18 protein-coding genes are annotated in these 20,328 nt (G+C 66.4%); 10 read left to right on the forward strand and 8 right to left on the reverse strand.

The window, feature by feature from the left end; genetic code table 11:
- Positions 1-192: 192 nt before the first annotated feature.
- From QZ634_RS17450 to QZ634_RS17460, 3 genes are all read left to right on the forward strand, one after another.
- Positions 193-753: a glycine zipper family protein gene (locus QZ634_RS17450; RefSeq protein ID WP_291990594.1), complete on the forward strand. Its 561-nt coding sequence runs from the start codon at positions 193-195 to the stop codon at positions 751-753.
- Between the two features lie 391 nt (positions 754-1,144).
- Complete coding sequence (locus tag QZ634_RS17455; protein WP_291990596.1) at positions 1,145-2,266, forward strand: S4 domain-containing protein; 1,122 nt, start codon at positions 1,145-1,147, stop codon at positions 2,264-2,266.
- 155 nt (positions 2,267-2,421) lie between these two features.
- Positions 2,422-3,294 carry an HDOD domain-containing protein gene (locus tag QZ634_RS17460; RefSeq protein ID WP_291990598.1) on the forward strand — a complete coding sequence of 291 codons (873 nt, stop codon included), beginning with the start codon at positions 2,422-2,424 and terminating at the stop codon, positions 3,292-3,294.
- Between the two features lie 22 nt (positions 3,295-3,316).
- On the opposite strand, the gene QZ634_RS17465 is transcribed toward QZ634_RS17460, so the two are convergent.
- The 7 genes from QZ634_RS17465 to smc all read right to left on the reverse strand — a co-directional run bounded on the left by QZ634_RS17465 (position 3,317) and on the right by smc (position 12,616).
- The gene (locus QZ634_RS17465; RefSeq protein ID WP_291990600.1) at positions 3,317-3,823 is read right to left on the reverse strand and encodes a low molecular weight protein-tyrosine-phosphatase; all 507 of its coding nucleotides are present in this window, start codon (positions 3,821-3,823) and stop codon (positions 3,317-3,319) included.
- Between the two features lie 83 nt (positions 3,824-3,906).
- Positions 3,907-4,440, reverse strand: coding sequence for a peptide deformylase (def, locus tag QZ634_RS17470; RefSeq protein ID WP_291990603.1), 534 nt, complete (start codon positions 4,438-4,440; stop codon positions 3,907-3,909).
- Positions 4,433-5,176, reverse strand: a complete 744-nt coding sequence (locus tag QZ634_RS17475; protein ID WP_291990605.1) for an S-methyl-5'-thioinosine phosphorylase — start codon at positions 5,174-5,176, stop codon at positions 4,433-4,435. Before QZ634_RS17475 ends, def begins: the two co-directional genes overlap by 8 nt.
- A gap of 1 nt (position 5,177) precedes the next feature.
- The gene (locus QZ634_RS17480) at positions 5,178-5,726 is read right to left on the reverse strand and encodes a hypoxanthine-guanine phosphoribosyltransferase (protein ID WP_291990607.1); all 549 of its coding nucleotides are present in this window, start codon (positions 5,724-5,726) and stop codon (positions 5,178-5,180) included.
- A 73-nt stretch (positions 5,727-5,799) separates the two neighbouring features.
- Entirely contained in the window at positions 5,800-7,854 is a 2,055-nt protein-coding gene (gene ligA / locus QZ634_RS17485) for an NAD-dependent DNA ligase LigA (RefSeq protein WP_291990609.1), read from the reverse strand.
- 17 nt (positions 7,855-7,871) lie between these two features.
- On the reverse strand, positions 7,872-9,101 hold the full coding sequence (locus QZ634_RS17490; protein WP_291990611.1) for a cell division protein ZipA C-terminal FtsZ-binding domain-containing protein: 1,230 nt from the start codon (positions 9,099-9,101) through the stop codon (positions 7,872-7,874).
- An 8-nt stretch (positions 9,102-9,109) separates the two neighbouring features.
- Complete coding sequence (smc, locus tag QZ634_RS17495) at positions 9,110-12,616, reverse strand: chromosome segregation protein SMC (protein ID WP_291990696.1); 3,507 nt, start codon at positions 12,614-12,616, stop codon at positions 9,110-9,112.
- A gap of 206 nt (positions 12,617-12,822) precedes the next feature.
- Here smc and queF point away from each other — a divergent pair, with 206 nt between their 5' ends.
- Together queF and QZ634_RS17505 are read left to right on the forward strand one after the other, a co-directional pair.
- Positions 12,823-13,242, forward strand: coding sequence for a preQ(1) synthase (gene queF / locus QZ634_RS17500; RefSeq protein ID WP_043569948.1), 420 nt, complete (start codon positions 12,823-12,825; stop codon positions 13,240-13,242).
- A gap of 4 nt (positions 13,243-13,246) precedes the next feature.
- The gene (locus QZ634_RS17505; RefSeq protein WP_291990613.1) at positions 13,247-13,954 is read left to right on the forward strand and encodes a UPF0149 family protein; all 708 of its coding nucleotides are present in this window, start codon (positions 13,247-13,249) and stop codon (positions 13,952-13,954) included.
- A gap of 25 nt (positions 13,955-13,979) precedes the next feature.
- Here QZ634_RS17505 and QZ634_RS17510 read toward each other — a convergent pair whose 3' ends face one another.
- The gene (locus tag QZ634_RS17510) at positions 13,980-14,909 is read right to left on the reverse strand and encodes a DMT family transporter (protein ID WP_291990615.1); all 930 of its coding nucleotides are present in this window, start codon (positions 14,907-14,909) and stop codon (positions 13,980-13,982) included.
- Between the two features lie 65 nt (positions 14,910-14,974).
- On the opposite strand from QZ634_RS17510, the gene dapC reads away from it, so the two are divergent.
- Genes dapC through prmB form a run of 5 tightly spaced genes read left to right on the forward strand, consistent with a single transcriptional unit; the run spans position 14,975 to position 20,322 of the window.
- Positions 14,975-16,168, forward strand: a complete 1,194-nt coding sequence (gene dapC, locus QZ634_RS17515) for a succinyldiaminopimelate transaminase (protein ID WP_291990617.1) — start codon at positions 14,975-14,977, stop codon at positions 16,166-16,168.
- A 10-nt stretch (positions 16,169-16,178) separates the two neighbouring features.
- The gene (gene dapD / locus QZ634_RS17520; RefSeq protein ID WP_291990619.1) at positions 16,179-17,000 is read left to right on the forward strand and encodes a 2,3,4,5-tetrahydropyridine-2,6-dicarboxylate N-succinyltransferase; all 822 of its coding nucleotides are present in this window, start codon (positions 16,179-16,181) and stop codon (positions 16,998-17,000) included.
- A 41-nt stretch (positions 17,001-17,041) separates the two neighbouring features.
- Positions 17,042-18,226, forward strand: coding sequence for a PilT/PilU family type 4a pilus ATPase (locus tag QZ634_RS17525; protein ID WP_291990621.1), 1,185 nt, complete (start codon positions 17,042-17,044; stop codon positions 18,224-18,226).
- Between the two features lie 13 nt (positions 18,227-18,239).
- A complete protein-coding gene (dapE, locus tag QZ634_RS17530) occupies positions 18,240-19,436 on the forward strand; it encodes a succinyl-diaminopimelate desuccinylase (protein ID WP_291990623.1) in 1,197 nt (398 codons plus the stop codon).
- Complete coding sequence (gene prmB, locus QZ634_RS17535; RefSeq protein ID WP_291990625.1) at positions 19,429-20,322, forward strand: 50S ribosomal protein L3 N(5)-glutamine methyltransferase; 894 nt, start codon at positions 19,429-19,431, stop codon at positions 20,320-20,322. Before dapE ends, prmB begins: the two co-directional genes overlap by 8 nt.
- Positions 20,323-20,328: the final 6 nt, after the last annotated feature.

Raw genomic sequence — 20,328 nt, forward strand, 5'->3', positions numbered from 1 at the left:
ATCAATTGGGCGCCGAGCCCGGCGCGACTGCTTGCAGCGTACCAGAAACCGACGTTCGCCTGCCAACCTGCCCAGTTCGACAGCGGCGCATTCAGCGCGCAGGTCAGCGCGCAAGCGGCGACTGCGTTACATTCACTATCGCCCACGCTCCTCGCTTCCGCGTGCAGCGCAAACCCCTTGCCGAGTTCAGCCATGCCCAGCCGACGTGTATTAACACCGTTGTTCGCCATCTTCCTTGCCGCCTGCGCCAGCTTTCCGCCGGACGGACCCAGCGTGATGGCCTTGCCCGGATCGGGGCAGTCGTTCGCCAAGTTTCGCGGCGACGACGGATTTTGCCGGCACTACGCGAACCAGGCGATTGGTGGCACGACGCCGGCAACTTCAGCCGCCAACGCCGGCGTCGCCAGCGCTGCGCTAGGCACGGTCGTCGGTGCGGCCGTGGGCGCCGCGATCGATGGCTCGAGCGGCGCAGCGGTCGGCGCGGGCGTCGGCCTGCTCGCTGGCAGCGTCGGCGGAGTCGCTGCCAGCAACGCCTCCGCTTATAACGTGCAGGAACGTTACGACCAGAGCTACGTCCAGTGCATGTACTCGCGCGGTCACAAGGTACCTGTGGTCGGCGCTTTCGCGTTGCCGGAGGACTCCATCAACAGACCCGCCGCCTCGCCTCTTCCGCCCCCGCCGCCTCCGCCACGCGGCGCACCGCCAGCGCCGCCGCCACCGCGGGGCGCGCCACCGCCACCGCCGCCGCGCTAGCCAAACCCGCCAAGCGGCTTGCCGGCCTGCCAGCCCGCAGCCTGGCGAGCGCGCCGGATGCGATTCGCTCGGGACGCTGGCAACTTCTGGCGTACACTACGGGCCCGACCGAACAGAAAACGCTGCCATGCCCCGCCCGACCCTGAAACTCCCGAAGACGACCGCGACCGACAGCGCTGCACAGCCAGGCCGATGGCCAGGGCGCAAACCTGTCCGTGGCGGCGCGCCGCCGTCAAAACGCGCAAGTACCCGCCGTGCCGACAGCCAGCCGGCCGCCGCAGAGGCGCCCCCCCCCCGGGCGAGACAAGAGGACGGCAGCACGCCGCGCGGCGGGCGCAGCGCAGACGAGGCGAAGCGCAGCCAAGCGCCGCGGAGCACCGGCAAGAACGCTGTGGCGAAGAGGGACATCTCCCTGCCAGCCCAACAGCCAGCGCAGCCGGACTCCCCGGCAACCGACCACCCGTCAGCGGCGAGCGAGGCGCCCGGCAGCAGCGAAGATCACCCGAGACGGGCGGGCAAGGAAAGATTCGCAGCGCCTCGCCGTACCACCGATCGACCTGGCAAACCCGCCAAGAAGGCCTATCCTCCACGCGGGATCGCGCGCAGCACCGGCGCACGTGCCTTCCGGCCAGCACCAGAAAATCCCGCCGACGGCGACGCCGATGCGACGCCCGCCAGCGCCCAGCACAAGGGGCCGCCGAGCGAAGCAAGGCAAGGTCCGCGGGCGACGCCACAGCGCGAAGCGGTGCACGAGGCAAGCGGCCAGACTCGCGGCCTGGCGAAGGAGTCGCCGCGGCTGTCGAAGCTGGTCAGCCAGTTGGCGCAGTGCTCGCGACGCGAAGCCGACGAGTGGATCGAGAACGGCTGGGTAAGCGTCGATGGCGTGGTCGTCAACCGGCTGGGCGCGCGCGTAAACCCCAAGGCAAAAATCAAGATCAAGGAAATTGCCAGCGCGCACACCAGCGAAAGCGTCAGCATCGTCTTCAACAAGCCGCGCGACCTTCCCGGCCCGCCGGCCGAAGCAGGCCGCGAAGCCATCGCCGCCTTGATCCGCGCCGACAACCGCTGGTCCGACGACCCTAGCCCGTTCACCTTCCAGGCCAGCCATCTGCGCGGTCTGGCACAGGCCGGAAAACTCGAAGCCGACGAGGGCGGGATGCTCGCCTTCACCCAGGAAGGCAGCGTCGCGCGTCGCTTGAGCGGTGGCGATTCGCGGCTGGAGAAGGAATATCACGTGCGCGTCGAAGGCGAACTGGCCGCCGACGGCCTCGATCTGCTGCGCCATGGACTGTCGCTCGACAACGTCAAACTGCCGCGGGCGCAGGTCTCATGGCTCAGCGATCAACAAATGCGCTTCGTCCTGCTGGCCGGGAAGAAGGGGCAGATTGAGCGGATGTGCGAACTGGTCGGCCTGCAAGTCACCGACATCAAGCGCGTTCGTATCGGCAGCGTCTCGCTGGGCAAGCTACCGCCCGGGCAGTGGCGCTATCTGCGCGAGGACGAGCGCTTCTGACGCCTGAGAGACCCGCCGCCGCAAGTGCGCGACCACCGTGCTTGCAGCCCGGGCGAGCTGCGGCTACCATCTGCCCTGATTCCGCCGCCCACTGGGAAAGCCCTGTCAGCGCATCGCTCCGAGGGTCCCCGACGGTCCTGTTCAAGGCCAGTACAATGCTCGATACGCAAGCACCCCGGGACCTTGCCGCCTGGCTGACCTTGTTCAGCGGCGCCGAGATGCCCATCCTGCGCCAGACCGCCCGTCGCCTCGATGAGGCGCGGCAGCATATCGACCGCGTCAGCGGTCGCGACATTACCGCTATCGTCCTGCAGGATCCCCTGCTCGCCATCCGCGTGCTGGCCTACATTCAGTCCTTCGGCAGCAAGCACCTGCGCAGCGACGTCACCAATATCGCCACTGCGGTGATGATGCTTGGCGTTGAGCCCTTCTTCCGCAAGTTCGAAAACCCGGCGACCATCGAAACCATGCTCGGCCGCAACCCGCAGGCGCTACTTGGCGTCCTGCAGGTCGTCGTGCGCTGCCAGCGCGCGTCGCGCTACGCGCACGACTGGGCCTTCGCCCGCCACGACATGAACGGTGAGGAAGTTGCGCTCGCAGCGCTGCTCTACGACCTCGCGGAAGTCCTGCTGTGGTGCTTTGCTCCCGAACAGGCGATCGCCATCCGCGCCCGACTGCAGGCCGGGAAGAGCTTGCGCAGCAGCGCAGTGCAGTGCGAGGTTCTCGGATTTCCGCTCGCCGAGCTGCAGTTGGCACTCTGCCACGCCTGGCAGCTGCCCGATCTGCTCACCGCGCTGATGGACGACGCGAGTGCGCAGCTGCCGCGCGTGCAGAACGTCAAACTGGCGGTCAACCTGGCACGCCACTCGGTTAACGGCTGGACGGATGCCGCCATCCCGGACGACTTCGCGGCGATCGAAAGCCTGCTAAACATCAGCCGTGAAACGCTGCTCTCGCGACTTCAGCTGCCGCCAGAACTGCTGCCCCGGCTGGTGCGCGCCGACGACGCATCAGTCGAGGACCGCTAGCCGACTCCCCTGAAGCCGCCGCTCAGCGGGCAAGCTGCCCGTGTTCACAGGCGGCGAGCAGACCTCTTGCCGCCAGCTCGCAGAGGTCGAGAACGCGTTCGAATCCGGACTCGGCGCCGTAGTACGGATCGGGAACGTCGGAAACGCCAAGATCGGGGACGTAGTCGAGGAACATCCCCAGCTTCGCGCGGCTTTCTTCCGGACACAAGCGCAGCAGATTGGCCATATTCTCGTGGTCCATCGCCAGAATCCGGTCGAAGCGATCGAAATCGGCGGCGATGACCCGCCGCGCGCGCATCCTGGAAAGATCGTAGCCACGCTTGGCGCCGACCTTGCGCGCCCGCGGGTCCGGCGCTTCGCCCGCGTGGTAATGGCCGTGCGTCCCCGCCGCATCGGTTTCCAGCAGGGCGCCCAGTCCCTCGCGCTGAGCCAGCGTACTGGTGACCACGGCAGCCATCGGCGAGCGACAGATGTTGCCCATGCAGACAAAGAGAATTCGGTAACGGGGGGATGTGGCACTCTTGCTCATTACAGGTCGTTCCTTCACAGATCCAGCAGGTAACTTTTCCACACTCGACGCTTCGCAGCGCAGCAGCGCACTTGCCGCCGCAGCTACTCGGCGGCAGCCGCGCCGCCCTCGGGGAACAAGGCGTCAACGAAACCGAATCGACGGAAGTCCTTGATCCGCATCGGATAGAGAATACCGTCGAGGTGATCGCATTCGTGCTGCACGACGCGGGCGTGAAAGTCGCAGACGGTGCGCTCGATGGCCCGACCACAAACGTCGAAGCCGCTGTAGCGCAGATATTTCCAGCGCGGCACCGAGCCGCGCAGCCCGGGCACCGAGAGACAGCCTTCCCAGCCCTCTTCGACCTCTGCCGAGAGCGGTGTCAGCAGCGGGTTGATCAACACCGTGCGTGGTACCGTTTCGGCGTCAGGATAGCGCGGGTTGCCATCGATTCCGAAAATCACGACGCGCAGATCGACGCCGATCTGCGGCGCGGCCAGGCCGGCACCGTCGAGCGCGCGCATGGTGTCCTGCATATCGACGATCAACGCCGCGAGTTCCTCGGTGGCGAAGCGCTCAACGACCCTGGCCTGCTGCCACAGACGCGGGTCGCCCATTTTCAGCACCGGTCTAATCATCGTCTCCGAGCATCCTCTCGATGATGGCGTGGACCTGCTGCATCGACGCCGCCAGCACCGCGTGGATCGCTTCGAGGCTGATGCCGGCACGACTGTCGCCGCGCCCGGCGGCAAAATTGGCGACCACATTGATCGCCGCGTAAGGCAGCGCCAGCTCGCGTGCGAGAGCCGCCTCGGGCATTCCGGTCATGCCGACGACATCGGCGCCATCGCGCTCGAGACGGTTGATCTCGGCGGCCGATTCCAGGCGCGGTCCCTGGGTCGCCGCGTAGACCGCCGCATCGGCGAGCCTGCTGCCCGTCGCTGCCGCCGCGGCGCGCAGCCGCTGGCGCAGGGCATGGTCGTAGGGTTCGGTGAAATCAATGTGCGCGACGGTAGCGCCGGGTCCTTCGTGGAAGGTCGACGGGCGCCCCCAGGTGTAGTCGATGATCTGCTCCGGAAGGACCAGATCGCCAGGCTTGAGATCCGCACGAATGCTGCCGACGGCAGCGACGGCAACGATGCCCAGCACCCGCGCCTCGCCCAGCGCCCATATGTTGGCCCGATAATTGACCTGGTGTGGGGGAATGCCGTGCTGGTCGCCATGACGCGCCAGGAAAACCACCGGCCGACCGGCGAGATGGCCAAAGCTCAGCGCCGCGGAGGGCTCGCCGTAGGGCGTACTCACGACCTGCCGATGCGAGACGGCAAGCCTGGCGAGCCGGCTAAGACCGCTGCCGCCGATGATTGCCAGCATGTCAATCCTCCCGCATGGCGTAGATCGCGGGCAGATTGCGCCACGCCCCGCGCGCGTCCATGCCGTAGCCAAAAACGAAACGATCGGGAACGGTCAGCGCAACGAAATCGGCGCGCAGGGGCTTTTCCCGGCCGTGCAGCTTGTCGGCGAGAACGGCCGTGAAGCAGGCCGCCGCCCCCATATGCAGTAAGCGATCGCGAATCGCGGCCATCGTCACGCCTTCGTCGAGAATGTCGTCAACCACCAGCAGCGTACGCCCAGCCACCGGCAACGACGGCGCGACGCGCCACGACAGCGCGCCGCCAGTCGTCGCCGGACCGTAGCGACTGACGTCGAGGTAGTCGAAGTCAAGGGGAAAATTCAGCTGCGTCAACAGCTGGCCGGCAAAAGGCACACCGCCCTTCATGACGCACAACAACAGCGGCTGGCAGTCGTGCAGCCTGCTGCTGATCTCGCGCGCGACACGGCTCACGGCCGCAGAAACCGTCTCGGCCGAATGGATCAGCTCGGCCCTGGCCAGAAGCGTCATTGCCGCCTGCCCGTCCATCATGCGCCTTGCCGAGCTGCTGGCGGGCTTGGCGCACGGCCACGGCCGGCGGCGGCTCGCCGTGCGCTCCTCGCCGTCATTGCGCCGGCACCTCCGCGCCTGCCTGCAGCAGGGCCAGCAACTGCCCTTCGTCAAGCACCGCCACGCCGAGCTGCTGCGCCTTCTCGAGCTTGCTGCCGGCGTCGGCGCCGGCAACGACGAAATCGGTCTTCTTCGACACCGCCGAAGTCACTTTGCCCCCCGCCGCGATGATCAGTCGGCCGGCGTCATCGCGCGTCAGCGACGGCAGCGCACCGGTGAGCACGAAGACCTTGCCGGTGACTGCACCAGCGCTGGACACGGCCGGCTCGCTTTCGCTCCAGCTCACCCCGGCGGCCCGCAGCTGCTCGATGACCGTCCGGTTGTGCGCCTCGCTGCAGAACTGGCGAATGCACTGTGCGACGGTCGGACCGACGTCGGGAACCTGTTGCAGCAGCCCTTCGTCGGCGGCCAGCAGGCCCTCCAGACAACCGAAGTGACGCGCCAGATCCCTGGCCGTCGCTTCGCCGACGTTGCGGATTCCGAGCGCGTAGATGAAGCGCGCCAGCGTCGTCCGCTTGCTCTTCTCGATTGCCGCGAGAATATTCCCGGCCGACTTCTCGGCCAGGCGGTCAAGCTTCGCCAGCGCGACAAGACCGAGCTGGTAGAGGTCGGCCGGCGTACGCACGATCGCGTTGTCGACCAGCTGCTCGACCAGCTTGTCGCCCAGTCCTTCGATGTCCATTGCCCGCCGCGAGGCAAAGTGCAGCAGGGCCTGCTTGCGCTGCGCCGGGCAATACAGCCCCCCCGAGCAGCGCGCCACCGCCGCGACGCCCTTGACGCCACTCTCGTCGTCGCTGCGCACGACGCGCGAGCCGCAGACCGGACAGTTCTCCGGCATGCTGAAACGACGCGCAGCAACGGGCCGCTTGTCGACCAGCACGCGAACGACTTCCGGAATCACGTCGCCGGCCCGGCGAACGACGACAGTGTCACCGATGTGTACGTCCTTGCGGCGAATCTCGTCCTCGTTGTGCAAAGTCGCGTTGATCACCGTCACCCCGCCGACGAACACCGGTTTGAGCCTCGCCACCGGGGTCAGGGCGCCGGTGCGCCCGACCTGAATGCTGATCTCGAGCAGCTCGGTGACCGCCTCCTCGGCGGCAAATTTGTGCGCCAGCGCGAAACGCGGCGCGCGCGAAACGAAACCCAGCCGCGCCTGCGCCGCCAGGTCGTCGACCTTGAAGACCACGCCGTCGATAGCGTAGGGCAGTGCGGCGCGCTGGCGACCGATGTCGGCGTAGTAGGCGAGCAGGCCGGCAAGTCCGGAGACGCGGCGCCGCTCGCGGGCGACCGGAAAGCCCCAGGCGACGAGCCGATCGAGCAATTCAAAATGCGTCGCCGGCAGGGCAGCACCTGTGGCGACCCCGATGCCGTAGGCGAAGAATCGCAACGGACGCGTCGCGGTGATGCGGGGGTCGAGCTGGCGCAGGCTGCCAGCAGCCGCGTTGCGCGGGTTGACGAACTCTTTCTCGCCTTTCTCGCGCTGCCGCTCGTTCATCTGCGCAAAGTCACCGCGCAGCATCAGCACCTCGCCGCGAACGTCGAGCATGGCCGGCCAGTCGTCGCCGCGCAGGCGCAGGGGAATGCTGCGCAAGGTGCGCAGATTGGCGGTGACCTCCTCGCCGGTGGAACCATCGCCACGCGTCGCGCCGCGCAGCAGGCGACCGTCCGCATAGATCAGGCTGACTGCCAGACCGTCGAACTTGGGTTCGGCCGAGTACTGGATCTCGCTCTCGTCGCCGTTCGCCAGCCCCTCGCGAACCCGGCGGTCGAAAGCGGCGACTTCGTCGTCGGCAAAAGCATTGTTCAGCGACAGCATCGGCGTCGCGTGGGCGAGCGCAGCGAACTCGGGCAATGGCGCTGCACCCACGCGCTGGGTCGGCGAATCGACGCTCAGCAATTCCGGATGGGCGGCCTCGAGCGCCGCCAATTGAGCGAACAGGCGATCGTACTCGGCATCGCTGACCAGCGGCGCGTCGTGGCAGTAGTACGCTTCGTTGTGCCGCTCGATCGCCTCCCGCAAGCGCTGAACGCGATCGCTGGCACTCATCCCGGCACTTTCGGGAGTCAGGAAAACAGGCGCTGCGCCAGCGCGCCGCCCGCCGGCAGCTCTCGCGCCGCCATCGCCGCCTGGAACTGTGTCACCTGCTGACGAATCGGGTCCAGTGCGGCCTCCGACAAGGGGCGACGGTTATCGTCGACCAGCGCGCCATTCAGTGCTTCGGCAAACCGCCGTGCCAGCTCGAACATCTGGGTCAAAACCCGGTCACCATTGGCCACACGTGGCACGTCGAGCAGAAAGGTCACCCCGTGCGTGCTCAGCGTCTTAATCGACTCTGCCGAGAATTCGTCGGCCTCCTGATTCACCAATATGTAGAGCACGTTGCCGCTCTCATCGCAGCGGGCAAAACGCCCGGCGCTGTCCATGACCATTCCCGTCGACTCGGCGAGCGCACGCAGCTTGGTGCCCGCGAAAACCTGTCCCTGGCTGATCACGTTGACACCGATCTGGATATCGACGCCGGCGCAGAAGTCGTCCAGCTGGGCGGCAAGCTGCAAGGCCTGCTCGCGTGCCGGCAACTCGACAAGTCCCATCAGTTCGGTCGCCATTTCCTGCATGGCGACCTTGAAAACCGATAGTTCACGGTCGGCCAGCGGGCCTTTGCGGTCTACCAGCTGCGCGCCGACGCGAATGTGCCGGTACTCGTGTTCGCTGTCCTCGAGGATCGGCTCCCAGGCGTGCGAGTCTTCGTTGTGGCCGATCCAGTGCACTGCCTTGCTCAGCCGCGTCAGCGTGGCGCGCTGTGCTTCACGGATGCGGTAGCCGGCGATCGGTTCGACGACCTGAATCGCGGCGATGTAGTCGATCTTCGGCGACAGCACGCAAAGCGGCGCCGGACTATCCCTGGCTTCCGCCCGGTCGCCGGCAGCAGGCGTCGGCGATGCGACCGCGGCGGCCGTTTCTGCGTGACTTGCGGACCTGCCTGCAACCGCCGCGGCGCTTGCCTCGCTCGCCGTTTCCTGCGTCGCCGCCGACGCATCCGGCTCCCGGAACTCGTCCGGATGCGCGCGCAGCAAGGGTTCGATGCGTTCCTGATCGCCAGGAGGCGCGCCCTCATTCGCCAAGCCGCCGCTGCTTGCGCTGCCCGGCTCATCGAGCAGGACGTCGGTCTGGCGTGCGCTGAGCAGCTCCTCGGCCATTTTGCGGTGCTTGCGCTCCTGCCATTTGTTGTAAGCCAGCACTCCCAGCACGGCGACACCGCCGAAGCCGATCAAACCCATCTGCAAGTCGGTCATATCTATTCCTAAACGAGTTGCTCGCGCATGCGTAGCGCCTCTTCCATATCGACTTCAACGATGCGCGAGACGCCGGATTCCTGCATGGTCACTCCGACGAGCTGTTGCGCCATCTCCATCGTAATCTTGTTGTGGCTGATGAACAGAAACTGCGTGTTGATCGACATCCGTCGCACCATCGAGCAGAAACGTTCGGTATTCGTATCGTCAAGCGGCGCGTCGACTTCGTCAAGCAGACAAAACGGTGCCGGGTTGAGCTGAAACATTGAAAACACCAGGGCGATCGCCGTCAAGGCCTTCTCGCCGCCGGATAGAAGGTGAATCGTCGAGTTCTTTTTCCCCGGCGGCTGTGCCATCACCTGCAATCCAGCGTCGAGAATTTCCTCGCCGGTCATGATCAGGCGCGCCTCGCCACCACCGAAAAGCGCTGGAAACAGCTCGCCAAAGCTGCGGTTCACTGCGTCGTAGGTGCTTTGCAGCAGGTCGCGCGTTTCACGATCGATACGGCGAATCGCATTTTCCAGCGTTTCCATGGCCTGCGTCAGGTCTTCCGACTGCGCATCCAGATAGCCCTTGCGTTCGCGCGCCGCTTCCAGTTCGTCCAGCGCCGCCAGGTTGACCGCGCCGAGCGCGTCGATCGAGCGCTGCAAAGCGGTGATCGCGCCCTGCAAAGGCGCCGCCCGCCAGCCGCCCAGTTCGCCGGCCAGCGACGGCTCGTCGGCCTTGGCCTCGGCCAGCTGCGTCGCCGCCTGCTCGACGTTGAGCGCCGCAGCCTGCTCCTTGAGCTTCAGTTCGCCGATCCGGTTGCGCAGCGGGTCGAGGCTCTGCTCGGCCTTGAGGCGCTCTTCGTCGAGGCCGCGCAGGGCATTGGTCGCCATCTCCAGGGCGTCACGGGCACTCGCCAGCGCGTGCTCGCGGGCGACGCGATGATCGAGCGCCGCCTGCAAGCGGGGCTCCAGTTCGTCTGCCTGCAGTGCCGAGGCGTTCTCCGCGCAGCGCTTCAGCTCGTCCACAACGCGTGCCAGTTGCTGGCTGGCGAGCTCACGGCCAGCGGCCAGCTCCTGCAACTTGCTGCGTGACTCGCGTTGCGAAAACTCGGCTTCGCGCAGTTCGCGTTCGCAGCCGCCGAGCTGCTCGCGCTGCTCACGCACGACGCCTTCGCTGTGCTCGAAAAGCATCTGCGCCGTGTGCATCAGCGTCTGCAGTTGGCGGAGCTGCTCGCCGTGCGCATCGATCGCCTCGTCGGTAACGAACAGGCGCTCGCTTTCGCTCTCTTCCTCGACAGCCAGTTCAGCCAGGCTATCGTCGATCTGCGCCTGCCGCTCGCTGAAGCGTTCGCCTGCCTGCGCCAGCTTCAGCGTCTCCACCTGCAGGGCGTGCGCCCGATTCTGCAGAACGCCGAGCTGATGGCCGGACTCCTGCAGGGTGTGCTGGCTATCCTGCAGCCGCTGCTCGTTTTCGCCCAGCCTCGCCTGCGCCTGTGCGAGCCTCTCCTCGCGCTCGCCGATCACCGCCGCCAGCCCGTCGATCTCGCGCTGCCGCTCGAGTAATCCGTGCTCACCACTATCCGGAGCGAACAGGGTCACGCTCTGCCGGCTGACGAGGTCGCCGCCAGAGGTCACGCAACAGGCGCTGGCCGGCAACGCGCTGCGCTGCGCCAGAGCGGCTTCCAGATCGGGCGCGGTGAGCACTTCGCCAAGCCAGTCGGCAAGAATGGCCGACAACTGCGGCGAGTCGCAACGAATACGCGCCAGCAGGGTGTCGCCGCCAACGACGCGGCTGGCTGCGCCGCCGACCAAGGGCAGCAGCAAAGTCAGTTTGCTACCCGGCCGGTCGGTGCTCCACGCCGGGTCGGCGGCGTCGGCCGGCAGCGCGCCGAGTCGCTCGCGCAGCACGGCTTCGACGGCATCTTCCCAGCCGGCTTCGACGTGCAGCGATTTCCACAGCGCCTCGCCGTTCTGCAAACCATGCCGATGCACCCAGTCGCCCAGTTTGCCGTCCGCCTGCAGCCGCTGCTGCAGCTGTTGCAGGGCGTTGCGGCGCGCCGTCGCCTCGGCGCGCTCTTTCTGCGCGTGCTGCACTTCGGCGAGAATCTCGCGCCGCTGTTGCTCGACCTGTGGCAGGGCCTGTTGCAGGCCTTTTTGCTCGTCCAGCGCGACGCTGATCGCGGCACGCAGGGCGAGCAGTTCGCCCTGTTTGTCGGTCAACTCGCGTTCGTCGGGGGCGGCCAGCGCCTGGCGCTCGAGCGCCAGGCGTTCGCGCCGGCTGGCGATGCTCTGCAAGGAACGCTGCGCGTGCCCACGATTCGCCTGCTCGACGTGCAGCCGCCGCTCGGCCTGGACGATCTCGGCGCGCTGGCGACTTGCTTCCTGGCGCGCAGCGGCGTGGCTGTCCTCGGCCAGCGGCAGGCGTTCCTGCTGCGCCTCGAGGCGCAGCCGCCCCTGCTCGACGCGCTCGTCGGCCACCGCCAGCAGGCCCTGCCAGCGTTGCTCGTCGCCGGCCAGTGTCTCGGCCTGCGCCTGCCAATTCTGTCGATCGGCGGTGAGCTGGGCCAGACGCGTCTCGTACTCGCGCTGCGCTTCGCGGCGATGCCGGATCTCGGCTTCCAGCCGGGCGACTTCGGCGTTGGCGGCAAACAGTTCGCCCTGCGCGGCATGAACGCCGTCGCTGGCGGCGAAATGTGCTTCGCGCGCCGCCTCGATACGCGCCTCGAGATTGCGCAGCGCGGCGTTCTGCGCTTCGAGACCCGTGCTCGCCTGTTCGACTTCGCGCGCCAGCCGTTCACGCTCGAGCTGCGCCTCGTTACGACGCAGAAACCAGAGCAGCTGCTGCTTGCGCGTCAGCTCGTCGCTGTAAGCGCGATACTGGCGAGCGACGCCGGCCTGCCCTTCGAGCCGCTCCATCTGCGAGGCCAGTTCGAGGCGGATGTCCTCGACGCGGGTCAGGTTGTCGCGGGTGTCGGCAAGGCGATGCCCGGTTTCCTTGCGCCGCTCCTTGTAGCGCGTCACGCCGGCCGCTTCTTCGAGGAAGACGCGCAGCTCGTCAGGTCTGGCTTCGATGATCCGCGAAATGGTGCCCTGCCCGATGATCGCGTAGGCGCGCGGACCGAGGCCGGTACCCAGAAAAAGGTCGGTCACGTCCTTGCGGCGAACGTGCAGGTTGTTGATGTAGTACTCGGACTGGCCGCTACGGGTCAGCAGGCGCTTCACCGACAGCTCGGCGTATTGCGACCACTGCCCGGAAAGCCGCCCGAGGGTGTTGTCGAAGACCAGCTCGACCGCCGCCCGCGACACCGGTTTGCGCGATCCCGAACCGTTGAAGATCACATCCTGCATCGATTCGCCGCGCAACTCCGACGCTTTCGATTCGCCCAGCACCCAGCGCACCGAGTCGATCACGTTCGACTTGCCGCAACCATTGGGCCCAACGACGCCGATCAACTGCCCGGGCAGCGCGATGTTCGTGGGATCAACAAAGGATTTGAAGCCGGCGAGTTTCAGTCTGGTCAGGCGCATCAACACTGAAGCGCGGCCTGCACAGCCGCGCTGGAAGAAATCGGTAAAACCTTGCCGCGGGCGCATGACGCCTCGCACCGGCAAAGCTCATGACAAGCAACATTCCAGCCGGGTGCAAAATGGGTCGCCTATAATAGCATTCTGCCTGGCCAATTTGCCGGCCCTTCGCCCCTCCCGCCCCGCGCGGAGCACCACTCGGAACCACCATGAGCACAACGCCGGCCGAAACGCTTGCCACCTTCGCCAATCCCGCCCCACAACGGGATTTCCGCATCCACATGGAAATCCCCGAATTTACCTGCCTGTGCCCGAAGACCGGGCAGCCGGACTTCGCGACCCTGATCCTCGACTACATCCCCGAGCAGAGCTGCGTCGAGCTGAAGAGCCTGAAGCTCTACATCTGGTCTTTCCGCAACACCGGCTGCTTCCACGAAGACGTCACCAACCGCATTCTTGACGATCTGGTCAGCGCTACCCAGCCACGCTACATGCAGCTCACCGCGCGCTTCTACGTGCGCGGCGGCATCTTCACCACGGTCGTTGCCGAACACCGCAAACCGGGCTGGACTCCTGCGCCAAGCGTTGCACTCGCCGCCTTCGACACGCAATCGACCACCCGAGGCTAAGACCATGAGCCTGCCCGCGCCCCTCCCCGACCCCCTCCTCCTGCGCCTCGAACAGCTGCTCGGCGACCCCGCACTGCCTGAGGCAATGCGCCTCGACGAAGCGCACGGCTATCTTTGTGCCGCGCTGTCGGGTCCGCGTCCAATAGCCGAGGAGCAATGGCTTAGCGAAGTGCTTGGCGATGCCCAGGCCGGCAGCGAAGACCTCCGCCGCGAGGCAGCCGACCTGCTGCGCCCTTTCGTCGCCGAACTGGAAAGCGAACTGGCGCGTGGCCAGGCACCGGTCCTGCTGCTCTACGCCATCGACGGCGACGAAAGCGGTGCCGGCAACTACCTGCCCTGGTGCCAGGCCTACCTGCACGGCGTCGATGCGGCGGCGGAAGACTGGTTCGACGCCCTGGGAGCAGAAGAGGGCAAGGAAGACAGTGACGAAATCTGCTACCTCGACGAGCAGCTCTTTCCGCTGTTCATGCTCACCGGCGACGCCGAGGCGGCCGCCCTCGCTGCTGGCGAGGACTGGCTGTCGGGCGAGGAACTCGAACACCTGCAAGTGGAATGCGAGGAGAAGCTGCCGCAGGCGGTGACCGAGATCTACCGCTTCTGGGTCGCCCAGCGGAGCATCAAGACCATCCGCCGCGAGACCCCAAAGGTCGGGCGCAACGACCCCTGCCCTTGCGGCAGCGGCAAGAAATTCAAGAAATGCTGCGGCGCGTAGCGCTGCCGCCACCGCCGCGCCATCGTCAGCCTTCGCGATCGAAGCGGCACCCTGCCGGGCGCTCGTCCATGCGCGCCGAGAACAGGCTGGCGGCGACGACCAGCGCCCCACCCACCCAGTCGCGCGGCGCCAGCGCCTCGCCGGCGAGCAGCCAGGCGGCGACGGCGGCAAAGCCGATTTCGGTCAGCATGATGACCACCGCGCGGTTGGCGGCAACGCGCACCAGACCAAACTGAACGATGACGTTGGCGACCACCAGCACGCAGCCGAGTACGGCGACGAGCAGCCAGAGCGACGGCGCGGCGGGCAGGCGCAGGCTGCCGACGCCCGCCAGCAGGAGCAGCGTGCCGGTGACCGCGACCCCGGCGAAGGCGGCCATGGCCTTGCTTTCGATGCTCAAGTGGCCGGCCCGCCGGCAGAGAACGTTGAACAGGGCGAACGAGAAGCCGGCGATCAGGCCGAGCCAGTCAGCGTGATCCGGCGCTGCCGGCAGGCCAGCCTGCGGCTCCCAGAGCATGGTCGCGGCGCCGAGCAGCGACAGGGCGACGACGCCGGCGCCGGCGCGGCTGAGGCGCTCGCCGAGCAACAGGCGCGATAGCAGAACGGTCCACAAAGGCGCCAGGTAAAAGAGCAGCAGGACGCGCACGACTTCGCCGCTGAGTGTTGCCAGCACGTAGCCGAGGTTGCAGGCCGCGGCCGCCAGCGCCAGCCAGAGCAGCGTCCACGATGGCACCCAGGCCAGCAGCGAACGGCGAAAAACCAGCAGGCCGAGGACGAAAGCGACGCCATAGGTCAGCGTCGAGGACGCGATGCCGTCGACGCCGGCATCGCGCAGGATGCGATAGGGGTACCAGATGACGCCCCAGATCAGCGCCCCGCCGAGCAGGGCGCCGATGGCCAGACGCTGCTGGCGAGCACCACTGCCGCCGGCTGTCTGCCGCGCCTTTCCTTTCACCGTCAGTCGATGCCCCTTATAATCGTCGGCACAATCCAGCGCCCCGTGACGAGAAACCCACGCCTGTGAATCCCCACCTCAGCAAGCTGCAACCCTATCCCTTCGAGAAGCTCCGGCAACTCTTCGCCGACATCACTCCAAATCCGGAGCTGCGCGAAATCAGGCTGTCGATCGGCGAGCCGCAGCATGCCACACCGGCCTTCATCAAGGAGGCATTGAGCGCCAACCTGGCCGGACTGGCCAGCTATCCTAGCACCCTCGGCAGCGTCGAACTGCGCCGCAGCCTGGCCGCCTGGCTGGGCCGCCGCTATGGCCTCACCGACCTCGACGCGGAAACGCAGGTGATGCCGGTGAACGGCTCGCGCGAGGCCTTGTTCGCTTTCGCCCAGACGGTCATCGACCGCACGCGTGGCTACACGCCGCTGGTCGTCAGCCCCAACCCCTTCTACCAGATCTACGAGGGGGCAACGTATCTTGCCGGCGCCGAGCCGCGCTTTCTCAACACCCTGCCGGACGACGACTACGCCTTCGACTTCGCGAGCCTCAGCACAGCGGAATGGCAGCGCGTGCAACTGTTCTATGTCTGCTCGCCAGGCAATCCGACCGGCAAGGTGCTCAGTCTCGACGACTGGCGACAGTTGTTCGCCCTCGCCGACCGTTACGACTTCGTCATCGCCTCGGACGAATGCTACTCGGAGATTTTTTTTGACGAGACGCAGCCGCCGCTCGGCTGCCTGCAGGCAGCACGCCTGCTCGGTCGCGGCTACGAGCGTCTGGTCATGTTCTCCAGCCTGTCCAAGCGCTCCAATGTTCCCGGCATGCGCTCGGGCTTCGTCGCCGGCGACGCGGCGATCCTCAAGGCCTTCCTGCTCTACCGCACCTATCACGGCAGCGCGATGAATCCGGCGGTCCAGGCGGCGAGCGTTGCGGCCTGGAACGACGAGGCGCATGTCGTCGAGAACCGTCGCCAGTACCGGGAGAAATTCGCTGCCGTGACACCGCGCCTGGGCGAAGTGCTGGACACCGCGCTGCCCGACGCCGGCTTCTATCTCTGGGCGAAAACGCCGATCGACGACGGCGAATTCGCCCGTGCGCTGCTCGCTGACTATAATGTGGTCCTTCTGCCCGGAAGCGCCCTGGCACGTAGCGCACGGGGAATCAACCCGGGCGCCGGTTTCGTGCGCATCGCGCTGGTCGCGCCACTCGCCGATTGCGTCGAAGCTGCCGAACGAATCCATTCATTCGCTTCAAAACTCTAGGGAAACTGCCATGCAGGCAATCCAGCAAGTCATCGATGAGGCCTGGGAAAACCGCGCCTCGCTGCAACCCGGTAGCGCCGACGAGAGCATCCGCCAGAGCGTGGCCGCCGTCCTCAGGCAACTCGACGAGGGCGGCCTGCGCGTTGCCGAGAAGATCGACGGCGAGTGGGTGACGCACCAATGGATCAAGAAAGCCGTCCTGCTCTCCTTCCGCCTGACCGACAACAGCGTGATCGAAGCCGGTCCGCTGCGCTATTTCGACAAGGTGCCGAGCAAGTTTGCCGACTACGACCGCGAGAAGTTCGCCAGTGGCGGCTTCCGTGTCGTGCCGCCGGCGACCGCGCGTCGCGGCTCTTTCATCGGCAGGAATGTGGTTCTGATGCCGTCGTACGTCAATATCGGCGCCTACGTCGACGAAGGAACGATGGTCGACACCTGGGCCACGGTCGGCTCCTGTGCGCAGATCGGCAAGAACGTGCATCTTTCCGGTGGCGTCGGCATCGGCGGCGTCCTCGAACCGTTGCAGAGCAATCCGACGATCATCGAGGACAACTGTTTTGTCGGCGCCCGCTCGGAAGTCGTCGAGGGGGTCATCGTCGGCGAAGGTTCGGTGATCTCGATGGGCGTTTTCATTGGCCAGTCGACGAAGATCCTGGACCGCGAAACCGGCGAGGTCAGCTATGGCCGCGTGCCGCCGGGATCGGTCGTAGTGTCCGGCAGCATGCCGGGCAAGGGCGGCAGCTACAGCCTCTACTGTGCGGTGATCGTCAAGAAGGTCGACGCCCAGACACGCGCCAAGACGAGCATCAACGATCTGCTGCGCAGCGACTGAGCGCGCCCGCGCCGCGCCCTGAAGCGATGCTGGGAAAACCCATGCTCCTCGACAAGCTTTTTCAAGTGATGGCCGACCGGCAGGCGTCGGATATCTTCATCTCCGCCGGCGCGCCGATCCACATCAAGATTCAGGGCGTAACGGTACCGGTCAATCAGCAGAAGATGGAACCGGCGATGATCGACAAGATCGCGCTCGAGCTGATGAGCCCGGAGCAGGCCCACACCTTCGAAGCGACCAAGGAGATGAACCTCTCGGTCGGCGTCCCCAAGCTTGGCAACTTCCGCATCAACCTGTTTCGCCAGCGCGGCTCGATCTCGATCGTCGTGCGCTACATCCTCGGCAACATCCCGGCGCTCGATTCGCTGCTCCTGCCGCCGGTGCTTGCCGACCTGGTCATGGAAAGGCGCGGTCTGATCCTGATCGTCGGTTCGACGGGTTCGGGAAAATCGACGACCATTGCTTCCATGCTCGATCATCGCAACAGCAATTGCGCGGGCCACATCCTGACCATCGAGGATCCGATCGAGTACCTGTTCAAGCACAAGAAGTCGATCGTCAACCAGCGTGAAATCGGCATGGATACGCTGGGCTGGAACAACGCTCTGAAGAGCGCCATGCGGCAGGCACCGGACTGCATCCTGATCGGCGAAATCCGCGACAAGGAAACGATGCAGGCAGCGATTGCCTACGCCCAGACAGGCCACCTCTGCCTCGGCACGCTGCACGCCAACAACAGCTACCACGCCCTCAACCGGATGATCAACTTCTTCCCGCTCGATAGCCGCAGCTCGCTGTACATGGACCTCTCGGTCAGTCTCAAGGCAATCGTCTCGCAGCGCCTGGTGAAAAGGAAGGAAGGCAAACTGGCACCCGCGGTCGAGGTTCTCCTGAACAGCTACCACGTCCAGGAACTGGTCGAGCGCGGCGACATCCCGGCCCTCAAGGAGGCCATGGAGCAGAGCCTCGCGCCCGGCTCGCAAACGTTTGAGCAGGCACTCTTCCGACTCTTCCGGGCCGACGTGATCACCCTCGAGGAAGCCTTGAACAATGCCGACTCACCGACCAACCTGTCCTGGCTGATCAACAACTACGAGGCGCCACCGGCGCCGCGCAGCGACGAAAAGCGCAACATCGCATCGTACGAGCTATCGGCGAGCGACCCCGGCAGCGCCTCCTTCAAGGAGTTCTCTCTCAGTCTCAACGATGCCGACGAGCAGCCCTAGGCGCGGGCGCGAAATGGGCAATGAGCAGAGCGCCGACCGGGGCGACAACCGCACGCCGGCAGTCGCCGACGAGGACGAGGTGACGCTCGACCTCGCCGAGCAACTCATCGCCTGCCGCTCGGTGACTCCCGACGACGCCGGTTGCCTGCCGATCATCGCGCGCCGCCTCGAAGCGATCGGCTTCAGCTGCGAGTTCATCAACCGCGGCCAGGTCAGCAATCTCTGGGCGCGGCGCGGCCGCAGCAGGCCGCTGCTCTGTCTGGCCGGCCATACCGACGTCGTCCCCAGCGGTCCGCTCGAACAATGGCATAGCGACCCTTTCTTGCCCTTGCGCAAGGATGGCGTGCTCTACGGGCGCGGCGCCGCCGACATGAAGGCGTCACTGGCGGCCTTCGTGACCGCCGCCGAAGCCTTCGTCGCCGCCAAGCCCGCACACGGCGGCTCGATCGCCTTCCTGCTCACTTCCGACGAGGAAGGCGACGCCATCGACGGCACCGTCGCCGTCACCGAGGCCTTGCGTCAGCGTGGCGAGACCATCGACTACTGCATCGTCGGCGAACCGACGTCGGTCGATACGCTCGGCGACACGATCAAGAACGGGCGGCGCGGATCGCTGTCCGGGAAACTGACCGTCAAGGGCGTGCAGGGGCACATCGCCTACCCGCATCTGGCGAAAAACCCCATCCATCTGGCCGCGCCGGCGATCGCCGAGCTGACCCGGACCATCTGGGATCAGGGCAACGAATTCTTCCCGCCGACGACCTGGCAAATCTCGAACATCCACGGCGGCACCGGCGCCAGCAACGTCATTCCGGGGAGCGTCGATATCCAGTTCAATTTCCGCTTTGGAACGGCCAGCGCGCCCGAGGAGCTGCAAGCGAGAACCTGCGCGCTGCTGGACCGCCACGAGCTGAGCTACGAGCTGGCGTGGAACCTGAGCGGCAAGCCCTTCCTGACCGGCCACGGCGCGCTGATCGACGCCTCGCTGCAGGCGATTTGCGCCGAGACCGGCGTAACGGCCGAGCTGTCGACCAGTGGTGGCACGTCGGACGGCCGTTTCATCGCCGAGATCTGCGCGCAGGTGATCGAAATCGGGCCGCTCAACGCCAGCATTCACAAGGTCAACGAAGGCGTCGAAATCGCCGCCCTGCCACGGCTCGCCGCCATCTACCGCCGGATTCTCGAAAGCCTGCTGCCGAGCCATGTTTGAACAGGCGCAAAACGAACTGCTGACCCTGCGCGACCTGCTGCGCTTTGCCGTCAGCCGCTTCAACGAGGCCGGACTGTTCTTCGGGCACGGTGCCGACAACGCCTGGGACGAAGCGGCCTATCTGCTCCTGCACAGCCTGCACCTGCCGCTCGACCGGCTCGAACCTTTCCTCGACGCGCACCTGACCGGCGACGAGCGTGCCGCCGTGCTGCGCATCATCGAGCGCCGCATCGGCGAACGCCTGCCGGCAGCCTACCTGACCAACGAGGCCTGGCTGGCCGGGTATCGCTTCTACGTCGATGAACGGGTCATCGTGCCGCGCTCGTTCATCGCCGAGTTGCTGTGCGAGCAACTGGCGCCGTGGATCGAAGACCCCGACGGCGTGACGTCGGTTCTCGACCTGTGCACCGGCTCGGGCTGCCTGGCGATCTTCGCCGCGCACGCCTTCCCGAAGGCCCGTGTGGACGCCATCGACATCTCGCCGGACGCGCTGGCGGTCGCCGCGCGCAACGTCGCCGACTACCATCTGGCAGAGCGTATCCGGCTGATCGAGAGCGACGTCTTCGCCGCGCTCGGCAAGGAGCGCTACGACCTGATCGTCAGCAACCCGCCTTACGTCAAGGCCGAATCGATGCGCAGCCTGCCCGCCGAATACCGACGCGAGCCCGAACTGGCCCTGGCCAGCGGCGACGACGGGCTCGAGCTGACCCGTGCCATCCTGGCCGCGGCACGCCAACGACTCCGGCCGAACGGCCTGCTGGTGGTCGAGATCGGCCACAACCGGGAAGAACTCGAAGCGGCTTTCCCGGATACCGCCTTTACCTGGCTGGACACCACGGCCGGCGACCAGTACGTCTTCCTGCTGTCTCGCGAAGAGTTGCCCTGAGCGGGC

Origin of the sequence: Candidatus Accumulibacter sp. ACC007, assembly GCF_907163205.1 — a bacterium.
Classification (GTDB): domain Bacteria; phylum Pseudomonadota; class Gammaproteobacteria; order Burkholderiales; family Rhodocyclaceae; genus Accumulibacter; species Accumulibacter regalis.

Coding starts and splice junctions, on each gene's coding strand:
- QZ634_RS17450 (WP_291990594.1), top strand. CDS start 193: ATGCCCAGCCGACGTGTATTAACACCGTTGTTCGCCATCTTCCTTGCC.
- QZ634_RS17460 (WP_291990598.1), top strand. CDS start 2,422: ATGCTCGATACGCAAGCACCCCGGGACCTTGCCGCCTGGCTGACCTTG.
- QZ634_RS17465 (WP_291990600.1), bottom strand. CDS start 3,823: ATGAGCAAGAGTGCCACATCCCCCCGTTACCGAATTCTCTTTGTCTGC.
- def (WP_291990603.1), bottom strand. CDS start 4,440: ATGATTAGACCGGTGCTGAAAATGGGCGACCCGCGTCTGTGGCAGCAG.
- QZ634_RS17475 (WP_291990605.1), bottom strand. CDS start 5,176: ATGCTGGCAATCATCGGCGGCAGCGGTCTTAGCCGGCTCGCCAGGCTT.
- QZ634_RS17480 (WP_291990607.1), bottom strand. CDS start 5,726: ATGATGGACGGGCAGGCGGCAATGACGCTTCTGGCCAGGGCCGAGCTG.
- ligA (WP_291990609.1), bottom strand. CDS start 7,854: ATGAGTGCCAGCGATCGCGTTCAGCGCTTGCGGGAGGCGATCGAGCGG.
- QZ634_RS17490 (WP_291990611.1), bottom strand. CDS start 9,101: ATGACCGACTTGCAGATGGGTTTGATCGGCTTCGGCGGTGTCGCCGTG.
- smc (WP_291990696.1), bottom strand. CDS start 12,616: ATGCGCCTGACCAGACTGAAACTCGCCGGCTTCAAATCCTTTGTTGAT.
- queF (WP_043569948.1), top strand. CDS start 12,823: ATGAGCACAACGCCGGCCGAAACGCTTGCCACCTTCGCCAATCCCGCC.
- QZ634_RS17505 (WP_291990613.1), top strand. CDS start 13,247: ATGAGCCTGCCCGCGCCCCTCCCCGACCCCCTCCTCCTGCGCCTCGAA.
- dapD (WP_291990619.1), top strand. CDS start 16,179: ATGCAGGCAATCCAGCAAGTCATCGATGAGGCCTGGGAAAACCGCGCC.
- QZ634_RS17525 (WP_291990621.1), top strand. CDS start 17,042: ATGCTCCTCGACAAGCTTTTTCAAGTGATGGCCGACCGGCAGGCGTCG.
- dapE (WP_291990623.1), top strand. CDS start 18,240: ATGGGCAATGAGCAGAGCGCCGACCGGGGCGACAACCGCACGCCGGCA.
- prmB (WP_291990625.1), top strand. CDS start 19,429: ATGTTTGAACAGGCGCAAAACGAACTGCTGACCCTGCGCGACCTGCTG.